This is a genomic window from Marinobacter sp. UBA3604, from assembly GCF_002375325.1.
In the GTDB taxonomy this organism is placed as follows: Bacteria; Pseudomonadota; Gammaproteobacteria; order Pseudomonadales; family Oleiphilaceae; genus Marinobacter; species Marinobacter salarius.
Genome location: NZ_DFMB01000024.1, coordinates 1 through 15,853, shown reverse-complemented (window position 1 = coordinate 15,853; position 15,853 = coordinate 1). Strand labels below are relative to the sequence as shown.

Sequence of the window (15,853 nt, the reverse complement as noted above, 5' to 3'; positions counted from 1 at the left end):
TCGACAAAGGCCAGGTCGCTTTCCCGGTGCTGGACGCAGTATTCCCGTTCTTCGGGGGTGCGCTTGAGATCAAACACAGTATCGATAAGGCCCCGCTCTTCCAGCAAGGTGCGCACGATGGCGTCGGTGGCCTGGGTCTGGAAGATGCGGCTGTTGTGCATCAGGTGGAGGCGCCACAGGGGTGGCTGGACGATGACGTCGTAACGGGTGCGGCGATGGCCGGAGTCGCCCCGGACGAATTCGTTGATCACGCCGGTAAAGCGCCGCAGCGGAACGCCGTCCTGCCACATCACCAGTTCCACGGGCTGTTCCAGCACGTCTTCGGGGGCGATGTCGGGCGAGGTACTGGCCAGTTCCAGCTTGCAATGGCAGAGCCTGGAAAGGTACTCGGTCAGCTCGAAACGGGCGACCACGAACAGGTCTTTGGGGAGTTGGCCAAGGGTGGCCGTGAACTGCAGTCCGGTTGCCTGGGGCATGTCTTCGGTCCCTGAAGATGTCTGAAATTGGCGTCGTTCAACAAACAGCTCGTCCTGAGCTTGGGTGATTATAACGATCAGGCAGGAGAATGTAACCCCGGTTTCGCAAAGCCGGGATGTTGACCTCAAAACGAATCTGCTGCACCCTAATCTGGTTTCATTATGCAACCGGAGATGATTTGTGACCAACCATACCAATCGAGCGGTGATTCTCAAGCAGCGCCCGCAGGGCGAAATTCAGGAGGGTGACCTGGCCCTTGAAGAGCGGCCAGTCCGCGAACTGAAAGAAGGTGAGGTCCTGGCCAAAGTGCTATGGCTGTCGCTGGACCCTTACATGCGCCCCCGCATGAACGATGCCAAGGGCTACATGGATCCTATTGGCCTTGACGAGGTCGTCGTTGGCGAAAGCGTCGCACGGATCGTCGAGTCCCGGTCAGACAACCTCAAAGTGGGTGACCTGGTGACCTGTTACTCGGGCTGGCAGGAGTATGTAGTGTTCCCTGCCAATGCGGAGATGGTCTACAAGATTGAACCGAAGGACAACGTGCCCCTGCAGGCCTACCTTGGCGTTGCCGGGATGCCCGGACGCACCGGTTATTGCGGCCTGATGTACGTGGGCAAGCCGACATCCGGCGAGACCGTTGTGGTGTCCGCCGCGTCTGGCCCGGTGGGCACGGTGGTTGGGCAAACCGCCAAGAAAGAAGGTTGCCGTACTGTCGGCGTGGCCGGAGGCCCGGAGAAATGCCGGTATGTGGTGGAAGAGTTGGGTTTTGATGCCTGCGTGGATTATAAGGCCGGCAACCTCGAAGCCGATCTCAAGGCCGCCTGCCCCGACGGCATCGACATCTACTTCGAAAACGTGGGCGGTGCCGTAACCCGTGCCGTGGCGCCGTTACTCAACCCTGGCGCTCGGGTACCTATCTGCGGCTTCGTGTCCGCTTACAATGCCGAGGACATGGGGTCCGTGGAAACACCTTTCCACGTACTCAAGGCGCTGGACCCGGTGCCGGAGCACCGTTTCTTCCTGGTCACAGAGTGGCAAGACAAACATCAGGAAATCACCAATATCCTGGCGGACCGTGTGGCTTCTGGCGAACTCAAATACCGCGAGACCATCGCGGAAGGCCTGGAAAACGCACCGGAAGCCTTCAAGGGTATGCTGAAAGGGAAAAACTTCGGCAAGCAGTTGGTACACATCGCCGATTGATCCGGAAAACCTCCAGGGAAGGAGGTTTACCCGGCAACCTGCAACAAGACTTTCCCGATGTTTCGATTCTCCGCCACATAGGCCATGGCTTCCCCGGCCTTCTCGATAGGCCAGGCACTATCAATCACCGGATCAATCTGCCGGGCACTGAGCAGTGGCCAGACATGCTTATACAGGGCACTCATGACGTCACCCTTGTCCGCCACGGGCCGGGACCGAAGGGTTGAGCCGATCAGGCGATGGCGTTTCATCAACATCAACCCCAGATCGACTTCCGCCATACGACCGCCCATCAGGCCAATGAGTATGATGCGGCCATCCATATTCAATACTTTCTGGTCTTCGGCGATGTAGTTTCCGCCAACGGGGTCCAGCACCATGTCCACCCCGCCCCAGGATTTGATGGCATCGACGAACGAACCGTCCTTGCGATTCCAGACACCGCTGGCGCCCAGCCTTCTGCAGATCTCGAGTTTGTCGTTGTCGCCGGCCGTGGCAAACACCGGATTGCCGAGAGCCGTTGCCAATTGAATCACGGCCGTACCAAGGCCACTGGCCGCTGCGTGGACCAGCACTTTCTCACCAGGCTTGAGTGCAGCTTCGTGATAGAGATTCAGCCAGGCGGTCGCAAACACTTCAGGAATGGCCGCTGCCTCTTTCAGGCTGTAACCCTTTGGAACGGGCAACACCTGAACCGCAGGCACCACCACATGGGTGGCATAACCACCGCCCGTAAGCAGTGCGCAGACTTCATCACCGGGTTTGAGGTTATGAACACCCTCTCCCACCCTGGAAATAGTCCCGCTGACTTCGAGGCCCAGGATGTCCGACGCCCCGGGCGGTGGCGGATACACACCGGCTTTCTGCATCAGATCCGCACGGTTGATGGCGGTCCACGCAATATCAATAGCCACATGATTTTCGGGCACCTCGGAAGGCGCTTCATACGCTTCCCAGCTCAGTGTGTCGCCACTGACTTTGATGGCTCTCATCATCTGCGCTTACTCCGTGTTTTGGGTCAGGCTCAGGATACCGTCTGCTGGCCCAGGGTTGCACTGATCACTTTGTAATATTTCATTTGCAGTTCACTGAGCCGCCAATCTCCGGGTCTACAAATCTCCGGTGGTTGATGTATTAAGCGGCTTAGTAGACCGGCTGCGGCGTCAGCCTCCGCCGCTGGATTATCCGCGTGACTGGCATAGCGTTGCGCCGCTGGTACATATTCCGGGTAGGCCAGCCGGTCCGGCGCCAATGCCAGGCAGCCAGATGCCATCGCCTCCAATACCGACAGCCCCTGGAAATCATGAAGAGCGGTGGAGATAGCCACATCGACTTCGCCCAGCAACCGGTCGTAATCCGCCCTGCTCTGCAGGTATCCCCAGTTCACTATGCGCTCCCGGTGTCGCTCACGTATACCACCGAATGCCTCGGGCTCCTTGCGAAACTGCTCCCCTACCACACTCAACCGGAAGTCCTGGCCGGCGCCGGCAAGCGAATCCAGCAACAGAGACAGCCGGTCTGGCGCCTTGTCGTATTCCCAGCGGTGATTCCATAGGAGGTGGGGGCACTGTGCGTTGATCGGTTTCTCTCTTTCAACAAACAGGCGGTCTTCGATCGGCACGGGAACGACCTGGGATTTCCTGCCGATACCCTCCAGCAGGCCATCGGGCAGCCCGTCCGGCATCATTTCCAGGAAGTGGCGGGCACCACCCAGAAAGCTGTCCCGGTTCCACGCGCTGTTGAATAGCACTTTATCCGCAGCAACGGCGCTGTAGAGATTGACGATTTTGGGCTCGGCACTGGAATGCTGCCGGCCGGAATCCGGATAGGCGAACTGGTTCTCATGCATGTAGAGAATCGTGGGCGTACCCGCCAGATGAGGATGGAACCCCTTCAGGGACGCCAGATCCACCATGGAGGTCACCACCAGGAGATCATAGTGGGCCTTTAGCGCCGGCTCCTGCAGCCAGGTCAGTGCATTGCCGCGAATCCGCCAGCGGAAAAAGCGGGGCGGGAGCGCCAGCACCTCCCAATCGAAATCAGGCTGGCTGGCCACCAGTTGTTCACGCCAGCGTTGATGGCTGCCGGCGTCGTAGGCGGACAATAGTAAAATGCGGGGCTGAGCTGTCGATGGCATCCGCGCATTCTGCCATCATTCCCGGTTCGACAACCACACACTTTGATAGGGCTTGAGGGTCAGGCTGCCAGACAGATCGTCAATCTTCAGGCCGGAGATCAGGTCCTGCCACTGGTCGGTTCCTATCAGGTTAATGTCGCCAAGGGACACCTGCTGGACCTCATCGGTGATGTTGTGAATGCAGAAGATCGACTGGTCACGGCGCATGCTCTGGCGCCAGAAGCCGAACAGCTGCAAACCGAGATGGAGGGTGAACTGGGTAGCGTTGGGGTGGAAGGCGGGCTGCTTTCGGCGAATGGCAATCAGGCGCTTGAGCTCGGTGAACACGTTGTGATGATGGCTCAGCGGGTCCGCCAGCTCTGCTTCCAAAGTGTCCAGATTCCACTGCCCTCGGTTGATGGAACGCAGACGACCGGTGTTCTCAACCCGCTCATGGTCGTTCTCAGTGCCCAGCAGGCTGTGGATGTAGAACGCAGGAATCCCTTCCAGGGCCAGCATAACGGTGTGAGCGCAGATAAAGCGGTGCAACTGCCAATGGTCAGAGCCTCTCTCCGCTGTTCCCTTTAAGGCATCAAACAACGCCACGTTCATTTCATAGGGCTGATCCTTGCCATCTGGCGTACGCCGATAGGAGACTTTACCGCCGAAGGATTCCATGGTGTTGATCAGTCGCAGCTTCTCTTCTTCCGTCAACAGGCCGTCTGTTGGGCGCAGGCCCACGCCATCATGGGAGGCAATGAAGTTGAGATAGGTGGTACCCATCTGCGCCGGCGGCATGCTCATCAGCCAGGTTTTCAGGTGGCGGCAGTTGCCGGTGACCAGAGTGTTGATCAGCAGCGGCGGCAACGAAAAGTTGTAGATCACCTGGGCTTCGTTGGCGTTGCCGAAGTACGTCAGATTCTCGCGGTTGGGAACGTTGGTTTCCGTAATGACAACGCTCTCGGGGGTGTGGTGTTCAATCAACAGGCGCAGAATCTTGATCAGTTCGTGGGTTTGCTGCAGGTGGATGGACGGCGTACCAACCTCTTTCCATAGAAAAGCCACCGCGTCGAGCCGGAAAATGGTCACGCCCCGCTCGAGATAGTAGCGGATGATGCCCACAAATTCGTTCAGCACCTGGGGGTTTGCAAAATTCAGGTCCACCTGGTCTTCACTGAAGGTGCACCAGACGTAACGCTCGCCATCCTCTGTCTGTACGGCGTTAAGCAACGGGGATGTGCGGGGCCGGACCACAGCGCTCAGGTCGTCTGTTGGCCTGGCCTCGAAGAAGTAATCCTTGCCAGGATCGACCCGTTTCCGGAAATTCTCGAACCAGCGGCTGCGGGCCGACATGTGGTTGATCACCAGGTCCGCCATCAGTTTGTAGTCGTCAGCTATTCGCTCGATGTCTGTCCAGTCGCCATGGGATTCATTGACCGCCAGATAATCCATAACGGAAAAACCGTCGTCCGAGCTGTAGGGGAAAAACGGCAGGATATGCACGGCGGACATGGTGTCATTCAGGCAGTCGTCGAGAAACCGGTTCAGGGTCTGAAGTGGCTTCTCACCCTTGCGCTGGACGGTGTCCGCGTAGGTAATCAACATGACATCAGATTCGTCCCAGTTATTCTGGTGGGCCGGGGGCGCCGACGTATCCCACGCCAGCCCCATGGTTTCGAGCAGTTGATCCGCGAGGACGCCCGTATCCGCTTCCGGGTAAACCACATCCAGCATCGTGGCGAGCTTGTGATGCAGGGTATTGCTCATGCTACCGATACTCCTCGTTGTCCAGCTCTACGGCCTCGAGAAGCTGTTGCTTGATATCCGGAATGGCACTGGTGACGCGATTCCAGCTCGGAATAAACGGTGTGTCCATGGGGTTGTCCAGAAAGTAGGCCCCTGCCCGCATGACATTCTGGGCAAACAACTCCACCGCTTTCTCTTCCTTATGCCGGTCAAAGCTCAATCCGTTGATCACCGCATCGCTCTGGTAGGTTTCAACAAAGTCCAGGGCAATGCGGAAGTAGGCCGCCTTGATGGTGCGGAACTTTTCGTTGGAGAAGATTTCGCCATTGGTGGCCAGCTTGCGGAACAGGGCCTTGCTGATGTCGGTGCTCATTTTGGACAGGCCGCGGCTGGCGTCCTCCGGCGATAATTCCTGATGCTTATGATCGTAGGTATCCGCGATGTCCACCTGGCAAAGGCGGTTGGTGGCATAGTTGCGCTTCATCTCCGAGAGCACGCCCACTTCCAGCCCCCAGTCGCTGGGTATGCGCAAGTCGTTAATGACGTCGGTCCGGAACGAGAATTCCCCCGCCAGCGGATACCGGTAGCTGTCGAGATAGTCCAGGAAGTCGCTAGGGCCGCACACTTTCTTCAGCGCACGAATCAGGGGTGTGACCAGCAACCGACTAACACGGCCGTTCATTGCGCCATCCGCTACCCGGGCGTAGTAGCCTTTGCAGAACATGTAATTGAAACCGGGATTGGCCACCGGGTAGATCAGCCTTGCCACCAGGTCACGGGAATAGGTCAGGATGTCGCAGTCGTGGAGGGCAACCGATTTGCTCTTGCCGGAGGCAAGCACGTAACCAAAGCAATACCAGACGTTCCTCCCCTTACCCATTTCTGTGGGTGCCAGGTTCTGCTCGCGCAGTTGCAAATCCAGCGCTTTCAGCCGTGGGCCGTCGTTCCAGAGCACACGCACATGCTGGGGCAGTTCGGAGAAATACGCCAGGGCGTGCCGATATTCCTCCTCGTTGGCGCGATCAAGGCCGATGACGATCTGCTCGAGGTACGGCACTTTGGCGAGTTCTTTCACAATGTTCTTAAGGGCCGGGCCTTCAAGCTCTGAGTACAGGGATGGCAGCACCAGCGACATCGGTCGCTCTTTGCGGAACCCCATAAGTTCCCGCTCCAGCTCTTCCACCGGCCGTCGGCACAGGTTATGAAGGGTTGTGATGATGCCGTTCTGGTAAAAGTCGCCCATGGCGGCTCTCCTGTGGTTAGTACCCGGTTTCAGTAACCGTACTCAATCAGAAGATTCAGCACGCATTCGTTCCACCCCGCCGGACCGGCCTTAATGGACCGTATTGCCCGGCTCTGGGATGGCAGGGATACGCTCTCTGAGTGGACGCCCCGAACGATAACCGCGATATCGGCTTCCTCCAGCATGTGTTGGTCGTTGGGACTGTCGCCCAGTGCAATGGCAATCAGCCGGTCCTGCTCAAAGTGTTCCCTGTACTTACCCAGCAAAAAACGGACCCCATCGGCTTTATCAAAAGTGCCCATGGCATGGAGAAAGCGCCCGCCTTGCACCAGGCGGCAGTCGTGTTCATCCAATTTCTCACGAAATCTGGCCAGCGAATCCTCGTCTCCTTCCCACAGCAGTGGCTCTGTGCCGGCGCGGTCTTTCGCCAGTTCGGCTTCGGATTCAGAGAGGTTGGCGTGCCCGGCCAGCTCCGCCGGGCTCATATCCGCAAAACTGCGGAACTGAAAACCCTCAGCCCGACATTCCTTCAGCAGGGTTAACACCTCATCCCGGGATGCCCCAAAACTCTGCACTTGCTCAGGGCCCGGTCCAAAACAGTTCGCGGGGACAATAACGGCAGCGCCATTTTCAACAATGAAAGGCGCCGTGTTTCCCAGTTGCTCCCGCACGGCCTGTATCTCTCCTGCGGTTTTACTGGAATTGAGCACCACCGGGATGTCCGCCGCCGCCAGCCGCTCAAGCGCTGGCTTCGCGGGCGACCAGTCGTAACTGTCGTGGTCCAGAAGTGTGCCGTCCAGGTCGGAAAACAGGAGCAGTCTGGGTTTGGCCATGGCAATGTCCTCTATTGGCGCTGACGGATCAGCGGTTCACCGAAACTGTGGTCTTCACCGACATTGATCACGCAATCGGCGCGAGTGGGCATTTCTTGCAGGCTGGCGCGGGTGATCCGTTCGTAGTGCATGATGAATCGGGCAATTTCCTCATTGCTCATGATGCGTAACTCATTCCCGGCCTTTTGATCAGGCGCGCCCTCTTTTGGTGCAGCCGGAGAACGATCCCTTAACTTCTGCTCCTGCAGGGTGCGCCATGTCAGCACGCACTCCATGGAGGGAGCACGCAGCATGATCAGGCTGTCGAGCTGGCTGAAAAACCGGCCATACTCCCCTTTCAGGCAGCTATTGACGTTTCGACGCCACAGGCCTTCAGGGTCCTCGGACCGCTCCAGTTCGTTGGCTGGCTCCATCAATTCCTCTTCGCCACCCGCTGGAACGGCTCCCACGCACCAGCCCTCCACCAGGATGATGTCGGCCCTGCCCTTGAAAACAGGCCACTGTGCTTTCGGGTAACGGTCATCCCGGGACTTATCAAACGCTGGAATGGCGGTTTCCGTGTCCCGGTGGGCGGCTTTCAGTTGGTCAACAACGTGCTGTCCCAATGCCAGGTCGTGGGTGCCGGGAACGCCCCGGGTAATGAACAGCGGGTGGATTTCGTTTGCTCGCTGCTCCCGCTCTGCACGGGTGAGATAGAGGTCGTCGAGGGAAAAACTGGCCGTGGGGATTCGATAATGATTGGTCAGCAGTTCCCGGAGAAACAGGGTCAGCGTGGATTTTCCAGTACCCTGGGCGCCGTGGATGCCAATGACGATGGGCTCGTTTCGGGCCTGTTTGAGGCTGTGCAGGTGCTGGGCCAGGGGTAGGATGGTCTTTTTGACGGTGTCGGCGTAGGAATCGGGAAGGGATTCCTGCTTGATCAATGTACGGATGGTATTGGTCAATTCGGGTGAGGACACGGTTGACGGCTTCCCTGTTGGTTTGTTTTGAGTTTTGCAGGTTTTGTACCAATTGGAGTATAGGCGGTGGTTATTTGGTTTGTGGGAGATTGGAGTTATCTGGGACACTGACGCTATGAGCAGCAACCCGTTTAAAGTCGAACATCGTTATCTTGAGCTTCCGGACAGTTTTTACACCCGGGTGCCGCCCACGCCGTTGAAGGATGCCCGGATGGTGTGTTTTAACCACGACCTGGCCGGGGAGATGGGTTTTCACACGCAGAACCCCGAGGACTGGACCGGCATTGGTGCCGGGACGGAATTGCTGGAAGGAATGGACCCGGTGGCGATGAAATACACCGGGCACCAGTTCGGAATGTATAACCCGGACCTGGGCGACGGCCGTGGGCTACTGTTATGGGAGACGGTGGGCCCTGATGGGCGACGCTGGGACTGGCACCTGAAGGGGGCTGGGACAACGCCCTATTCCCGGTTCGGGGACGGCAAGGCCGTTCTGCGCTCCACGATCCGCGAGTACCTGTGCAGCGAGGCGATGGCAGCGCTGGGAATTCCCACCACTCGGGCATTGTTCATGGTGAGCGCGAAAGACCCGGTGCGGCGTGAGTCGATTGAGACGGCGGCGGCGTTGGTGCGAGTGGCCCAGACGCACATCCGATTCGGGCATTTTGAGTTCGCAGCGCATCATGAGGGCAAACAGGCCCTGAAAACGCTGATTGAGCATGTGATTGCGCTGCACTTCCCTCACCTGATCGACCTCCCGGAGGACGAACGCTATCAACGCTGGTATGTCGAGGTGGTCGAGCGCACGGCGCGGATGATTGCCGACTGGCAGGCCGTGGGGTTCTGCCATGGGGTGATGAACAGCGACAATATGTCGATTATCGGGGACACCTTTGACTACGGCCCCTATGCCTTCCTGGACGATTTCGACGCCGGTTACATCTGCAATCATACCGACCAGGGCGGACGCTACGCGTACAATCGCCAACCCAATGTCGGGTTTGTGAACTGCCAGTATCTTGCGAACGCGCTGCTTCCGATCATGAACGAGGACGACGTAAGACGGGGGCTGCGGCGTTACGAGCTTGCCTACAACGAACGCTTCCTGCAAAACATGCGGGATAAGCTGGGGCTGGCCCAGGAAGACGAATCCGACCTCAGCCTGATAATGGACACCTTCAGCATGCTGCACGAGCACCATGTGGACTACACGCTGTTTTTCCGGGGGCTATCCAACCTCACATCGAAAGGCTCTTCGCCGATCCGCGACCTGTTTGTGGACCGCAGTGTGGCGGATGAATGGCTCGAGCGGTATGAACAACGCCTGCAATCCGAAATCCGCGCCCATGACGAGCGGGAATACCAGATGCGGAAGGTGAACCCTAAGTACATTCTAAGGAACTATCTTGCGCAACAGGTGATCCTGGAAGCCCAGAACGGCGACTACGAGCCTATGAAGGAGTTGCTGAAGGTATTGAAGAAGCCGTTCGATGAACAGCCGGAATTCGAACAATACTCAGCGCCTCCCCCGGACTGGGGGAAGCATCTGAGTATCAGTTGTTCTTCCTGAGTTCTCGTAAGGATCACACCGCCTTGGCGGTGATGATCTTCTCATGCCATTCGGCAGGGCCTGTCTGGTGAACAGAGGAGCCCTTGGAATCCACCGCGACCGTAACGGGCATGTCTTCCACCTCAAACTCGTAGATGGCTTCCATGCCCAGCTCTTCGAAGGCAACCACTTCCGCGTGTTTGATGGCCTTGGATACCAGGTACGCAGAACCACCAACCGCCATCAGGTAGACAGCACCGAACTCGCGGATGGCATCAATGGCCACCTGGCCGCGCTCGGCCTTGCCGATCATGCCGGTAAGGCCGGTTTTCTCCAGCATGGTACGGGTGAACTTGTCCATGCGGGTGGCGGTAGTGGGGCCCGCAGGACCAACCACTTCCTCGCGCACCGGGTCGACCGGGCCGACGTAATAGATGAAGCGGCCCTTCAGATCCACCGGCAGCTCTTCACCGCGCTCGATCATGTCCACCATCTTCTTGTGGGCAGCATCGCGGCCAGTCAGCATCTTGCCGGAGAGCAGCACGGTTTCGCCCGTTTTCCAGTCTTTCACGTCTTCCGGTGTGACCGTATCCAGGTTCACGCGGCGAACGCTGTCGCCCACTTCCCAGGTAATTTCCGGCCAGTCGTCCAGGCTCGGCGGGGTTTGCAGTGAAGGGCCAGAGCCGTCCAGTACAAAATGTGCATGGCGGGTGGCCGCGCAGTTGGGAATGATCGCCACCGGCTTGTTGGCAGCATGGGTCGGGTAGTCTTTGACCTTCACATCCAGAACCGTGGTCAGGCCGCCGAGCCCCTGGGCACCAATACCCAGCTCATTCACCTTGTCAAACAGTTCCAGACGCAGCTCCTCGGAACGGTTGGAGGCGCCACGGGCCTGCAGGTCATGGATATCAATCGGGTCCAGCAGCGACTCCTTGGCCAGCTCCATTGCTTTTTCAGCAGTGCCGCCTACGCCAATACCCAACATGCCCGGCGGACACCAGCCAGCGCCCATCTGCGGCACCATTTTCAGCACCCAGTCCACCACGGAATCCGATGGGTTCAGCATGGCGAATTTTGACTTGGCCTCGGAACCGCCGCCTTTCGCAGCCACATGCACATCCACGGTATTACCCGGCACAATCTTGTAGTGGATGATGGCAGGTGTGTTGTCCTTGGTATTGGTGCGCTTGCCGTCCGGATCGGCCAGGATAGAGGCACGCAGCACGTTGTCCGGGTGCATGTAAGCCCGGCGAACGCCCTCATTGATAATATCGTCCAGCGCCATGTCGGCATCCCATTGCACATCCATACCGACCGTCACAAACACCGTAACGATGCCAGTGTCCTGGCACAGTGGCCGCTTGCCCTGAGCGCACATGCGGGAGTTAATCAGAATCTGTGCCATGGCATCCTTGGCCGCCTGGGACTCTTCCTTCTTATAGGCCTCGTGTACAGCCTGAATAAAGTCTTTCGGATGGTAATAGGAGATGAACTGCAGCGCGTCCGCTACGCTCTCGATCAGGTCGTCCTGGCGGATTACGGTGGTCATAGGCGTCTCATCAGGTCTGGTTTGTCTAGTAGGGGTTTTAAACGTGTCTAATAAAGGAAGCGCGAAGTTTACCAGAAAATCCAATACCGAGGGACCAAACCCGGCGCGAAGGTTTTTAACGACAAACTTGCCTAAACGGCCACGAAAAAATGTAACATTGCTGGTATCTTCGATATAAAAACAGCAGGAGACATCGTGACCGACCTCGTCCTAACTGAAAAAAAGAACCATATCCTAACCGTCAGGATTAACCGCCTGGATCGCAAAAACGCCCTCACCCATGATATGTACACCGCCCTCGGTGATGAGATTGAACAGGCCCGCGACGACAGCGACATTCGCTGTATTCTGTACACCGGGAGCGATGAGTGCTTCACAGCCGGGAACGACTTGAGCGATTTTGCCGCGGGCCTGCCCGGCGAGTTTGAAGACACCCCTGTAGGCCGGTTCCTGTTCCTGATGGCCACCACCAACAAACCGATCGTAGCCTCAGTGAATGGCCCCGCCGTGGGCATCGGCACCACCATGCTGCTGCATTGCGATTTGGTGTTTGCCGGCAACAACACCCGCTTCCAGATGCCTTTTGCCAACCTAGGCCTGTGCCCGGAAGGCGGCTCCAGCCTATTGCTGCCATCCTGGCTCGGCCGGGTACGCGCTGCGGAGTTGTTGATGCTGGGCGGCGCATTTACAGCCGAAGATGCTCAGCGCCTGGGGCTGATCAACCAGGTGTGCGAACCGTCACAAACTGAAACCACGGCTCTGGAAGCCTGCGCACGGCTTGCAGCCCAGCCCCCGGCGGCCGTCCGTGCCACCCGTGAATTGCTGAACCGGGCCAGCGGCGATACGCTGAAAACCGCCATGCTGGCCGAAGGCAAACTCTTCGCAGAACGCCTGAAGTCACCGGAAAATGCCGAAGCCATCAAGGCCTTCACTGAAAAGCGGAAACCGGATTTCTCAAGCTTCAGCTAGGCTGGCTACCCCTACCCCGAAAGACTCGACAAAAGTCTCGGGGCCAACTATTTTTCAATGAAGCCGAACTCCGACCGTGCGGGTAGGCTCCCAATGATCAGAATCACACTTTAGAGCGATCAACTGTTGCTTTACTGCCGCTATAGTCAGAGTTACAGAAATCAGGCACAGAGCGCTGGCCAGAATTTCAGACAACAGCTAAGCAAACCAGGCCACTGACAACGGGTTTACCGGGCCAGACCGGCCCCGTCAGCTGCCGAACATAACGACACAACAACAGGAAAAGGTTCCACCCATGTTCAAGAAAACTCTAATAAGTCTTGCCGTGGCTTCTTCCGTTGGACTGACAGGCTGCTTTGACAGCGCTGGTTCCGGGTCCAGTAACGCGAATCCCGATTATAAGATCGAAGACACCACCATCGACAGAAGTCTGGTTCGTCCTATTTACGACCCAAACCCACTATCGGCAGACCCACAGTTCCCGATTAACTCGGACCTGATCCTGCTGCTTGGCGCTACTCAAAGCGCAAACTATGACTTCACTGGACTTTCAACCGGCGACACGCCCGCTGATGATGCCGTAAACCGGCTTTCCGGCTTCTCCACTTCCGGTGCTTTCAGCCTCAAGTTTGATGGTGAGCTGAACCCCGCATCGGTCATGGCGAACGCGACCGTTTTCCTGGTACCTCTTAAAGTTCCGCCAGCGGTTGCGTCTGCTCCGGAAGCATTGCCGAACACAAACCCAAGCGGCATTAACCCTGCGGATCCGTTTGAATCCGACCCAGAACTACAGGCCAGCTTCAGGGCCGATGTTGTAAGCCTGGACGGCGGCACCAACAACGCAATCCGCATCGTTCCCCTTGAGCCACTGGCGGAAGGCCAGAAATATCTGGTAATTGTCAGCGATGATGTCAGGGGTGCTAACGGCAAACCTATCGCTCGGGCAGTACAGGACGTTGCGTTGGCCGACGGCACGCTAGGCAACCCGGCACTGGGCAACGTGAAATCACTGCTCCAAAGCCTTGATGCCCTTGGCAACGGTTTCCTGACAGCAATGAGCACAGGATCCGAGTCCGCGCTGTCATACTCGTTCACCACAAATTCGGATACCGATGTATTGCGGGCCATGATGGCGCCTGCGGCGTTCGGGACGGCGCTGGGGCAAAAAGTCGGGTTTACAGCTCTGCTGAAGGCCGTCCGTGACAACTATCCGACCCTGAACTTTTCCCAGTTGACCTCCAAGCTTCTTGAGCTTCAGGAACTGGCCGCTGGTTTGCAGGACGGAACGGTTGATCCGAGTGATCTTACCGCTCAGGAGTTAGCCGCCATTACTGCCCTTGGCAACGCTCAGCAGGAAACAACGCCAACCGACATCGGCAATGCGATTGCTGGTGAAATCGGCGACACCTTGCATTTGCCGGTTCCCCGCCCCTCTTTCTTTTATCAGAAAACAGAGGCCGCTGACCTTGCCACTATTCAGGGTTTAGACGCCAGCAACCAGATAGCCCAGGCTGCCGCTCAGGTTCAGGTTCATCAGGGTGCTATTACTCTGCCTTACTTCCAGAGCCTGCCGGGTGAAACCGGGGCGGGCATCGTTACAGGTAGTTGGACAGGCAGCACCAGCCTGGAGGCCGACCTGAACGAGAGCCTCACGCCAGGCGACACAATTTTCAGTTTCCTGAGGGATATTGATGGTACCCTGAACGTCAACGGATACTTCCCATTTCCCCAAAAGAACGCCGACACAACAGTGCCGGTGGTTATCTTCAACCCGTCAACCGACTCTCGTCCGGCAGCATGTGCTGACCCGGCCAAGCCCAACGGCGTGACCATCTTCCAGCATGGCATTACCGTGGATCGCAGCGTTGCGATGCTACCGGCCATCCTGTTGGCGCAAGGCGCCTGTCAGACAGTGGTTGCTATCGACCAGCCGTTGCACGGTCTCGCGGGCGCTACGGCCGGAACCGTTCCTGGACTGAGCGAACTGGACCCTCAGACGCTCACCGGGACCGTACAGGCAACAATCCAGGCCCTTGAAGCTCAGAACAATCCAGCATTGGCTCCGCTGATCGCGCAATTGAACGCTCTGATTTCAGCGGACTACCTCGGTGAAAGGCACTTTGGTTATACGGCCAATGCGCAACTTCAGCCAGTGGAAGCCGAACTGGCTAACATTTCCTCCGGCAGCCTGTTCATCAATCCGCTGAACATGATGAATAGCGGAGATAACCTGCGCCAGGGTGTGGTGGATCTGCTTAACGTAGCGGCCTCCATCCAGACCTTCGACATTGACGGGGATTACAGTACTCAGGGAGACCTGGCCGGCGTACCGGTGAACTTCATCGGTCACTCGCTTGGCGGCATCTCCGGAACCGTGTTTGCGTCACTTGCAAACGATCCAACACTGAACGCCACGCTGAACGGTACTTATGCTCAAGCAGGGCCTCCGCTTAGCAACTTCAGCTTCCCGACTTTGAATTCCGTGGTGTTGCACAACACTGGTGGACAGGTCACCCGCCTGATCGAGAACTCTCCGAGCATCTCCGGTCGCATTCTGCCAGGGCTGGCCGCTGCGGGTGTTACACAAGGGTCGGCTGACTTTGAAAGCTTCTTCTACGTGTTCCAGTCAGTCTCCGATGCGGGCGATCCTGTCAACTTCGCAAAAGGCCTGGGTGCGTCAACAAGCAACCTGCTGGTCTCCGAAGTAGTTGGAGACACCACCGTGCCGAACGAAGCCAACGTCAATCCGCTCGGCAACGCTCTTTCGTCTCCGCTAGCGGGCACAGAGCCCCTGATGGCGCTGATCGATCTCGGTGCCGGTGGAACTCTGCTGTCTGATGGAACTGAGGGTCTTGGCATTATTGACACCGACACCCCGACAGGCGGCGCAATGCCAGTTGCAAGCTTCTTTGACGGCACGAACCCCTGCTCTGATGCAAACCACGGCACCTTTGTGGCTCCAATCGCACCTCAGCAGGGCTGCCCGAATGGAGCTGCAGACACCAGCGTAGCATTCAGTGCCATGGTCACCCAGACAGCCCAAGCAGTCAGCGCGCAGCCAGTTCCAGGCTCGTCTGTTCCCGCCATTGGCGCCTCACTGGGAAGCAGCACTACCCTTGAGAGTGCATTGGATCAAGACCAGTAACTTGATCTGAAACCTGAAAGCCCCGGACCTTCCGGGGCTTCAGATTGCTGACGAACCCCGG

At 57.7% G+C, this 15,853-nt stretch carries 12 protein-coding genes; 4 read left to right on the top strand and 8 right to left on the bottom strand.

What is annotated here, in order from left to right:
• On the bottom strand, window positions 1-476 hold a 476-nt coding region (locus B2590_RS07145), incomplete at its 3' end, for a contractile injection system protein, VgrG/Pvc8 family (protein WP_286811608.1).
• Window positions 477-657: 181 nt separating this feature from the next.
• Here B2590_RS07145 and B2590_RS07140 point away from each other — a divergent pair.
• Entirely contained in the window at window positions 658-1,683 is a 1,026-nt protein-coding gene (locus B2590_RS07140) for an NADP-dependent oxidoreductase (RefSeq protein ID WP_036206065.1), read from the top strand.
• Between the two features lie 26 nt (window positions 1,684-1,709).
• Here the strand turns inward: B2590_RS07140 and B2590_RS07135 are convergent, their stop codons facing one another.
• The 6 genes from B2590_RS07135 to B2590_RS07110 are packed head-to-tail and all read right to left on the bottom strand — an operon-like array spanning window position 1,710 to window position 8,580.
• Window positions 1,710-2,675 (bottom strand): NAD(P)H-quinone oxidoreductase, encoded by a 966-nt coding sequence (locus B2590_RS07135; protein WP_036206891.1) that lies wholly within the window; start codon window positions 2,673-2,675, stop codon window positions 1,710-1,712.
• Between the two features lie 32 nt (window positions 2,676-2,707).
• The gene (locus B2590_RS07130) at window positions 2,708-3,820 is read right to left on the bottom strand and encodes a tRNA-queuosine alpha-mannosyltransferase domain-containing protein (RefSeq protein WP_286811690.1); all 1,113 of its coding nucleotides are present in this window, start codon (window positions 3,818-3,820) and stop codon (window positions 2,708-2,710) included.
• Window positions 3,821-3,835: 15 nt separating this feature from the next.
• On the bottom strand, window positions 3,836-5,566 hold the full coding sequence (locus tag B2590_RS07125) for a sugar phosphorylase (protein ID WP_286811691.1): 1,731 nt from the start codon (window positions 5,564-5,566) through the stop codon (window positions 3,836-3,838).
• Between the two features lies 1 nt (window position 5,567).
• The gene (locus B2590_RS07120; RefSeq protein WP_036206058.1) at window positions 5,568-6,788 is read right to left on the bottom strand and encodes a glycosyl transferase; all 1,221 of its coding nucleotides are present in this window, start codon (window positions 6,786-6,788) and stop codon (window positions 5,568-5,570) included.
• Between the two features lie 29 nt (window positions 6,789-6,817).
• Complete coding sequence (locus B2590_RS07115; protein ID WP_091644491.1) at window positions 6,818-7,621, bottom strand: HAD-IIB family hydrolase; 804 nt, start codon at window positions 7,619-7,621, stop codon at window positions 6,818-6,820.
• 11 nt (window positions 7,622-7,632) lie between these two features.
• Window positions 7,633-8,580 (bottom strand): hypothetical protein, encoded by a 948-nt coding sequence (locus B2590_RS07110; RefSeq protein WP_286811692.1) that lies wholly within the window; start codon window positions 8,578-8,580, stop codon window positions 7,633-7,635.
• Window positions 8,581-8,695: 115 nt separating this feature from the next.
• On the opposite strand from B2590_RS07110, the gene B2590_RS07105 reads away from it, so the two are divergent.
• Window positions 8,696-10,150 carry a protein adenylyltransferase SelO gene (locus B2590_RS07105; RefSeq protein WP_286811694.1) on the top strand — a complete coding sequence of 485 codons (1,455 nt, stop codon included), beginning with the start codon at window positions 8,696-8,698 and terminating at the stop codon, window positions 10,148-10,150.
• Between the two features lie 13 nt (window positions 10,151-10,163).
• Here the strand turns inward: B2590_RS07105 and B2590_RS07100 are convergent, their stop codons facing one another.
• A complete protein-coding gene (locus B2590_RS07100; RefSeq protein ID WP_286811695.1) occupies window positions 10,164-11,678 on the bottom strand; it encodes a fumarate hydratase in 1,515 nt (504 codons plus the stop codon).
• A 195-nt stretch (window positions 11,679-11,873) separates the two neighbouring features.
• On the opposite strand from B2590_RS07100, the gene B2590_RS07095 reads away from it, so the two are divergent.
• Window positions 11,874-12,647, top strand: a complete 774-nt coding sequence (locus B2590_RS07095) for an enoyl-CoA hydratase (protein WP_286811696.1) — start codon at window positions 11,874-11,876, stop codon at window positions 12,645-12,647.
• A 295-nt stretch (window positions 12,648-12,942) separates the two neighbouring features.
• A complete protein-coding gene (locus B2590_RS07090) occupies window positions 12,943-15,792 on the top strand; it encodes an MECDP-synthase (protein ID WP_286811697.1) in 2,850 nt (949 codons plus the stop codon).
• The last annotated feature ends 61 nt before the right edge of the window (window positions 15,793-15,853 follow it).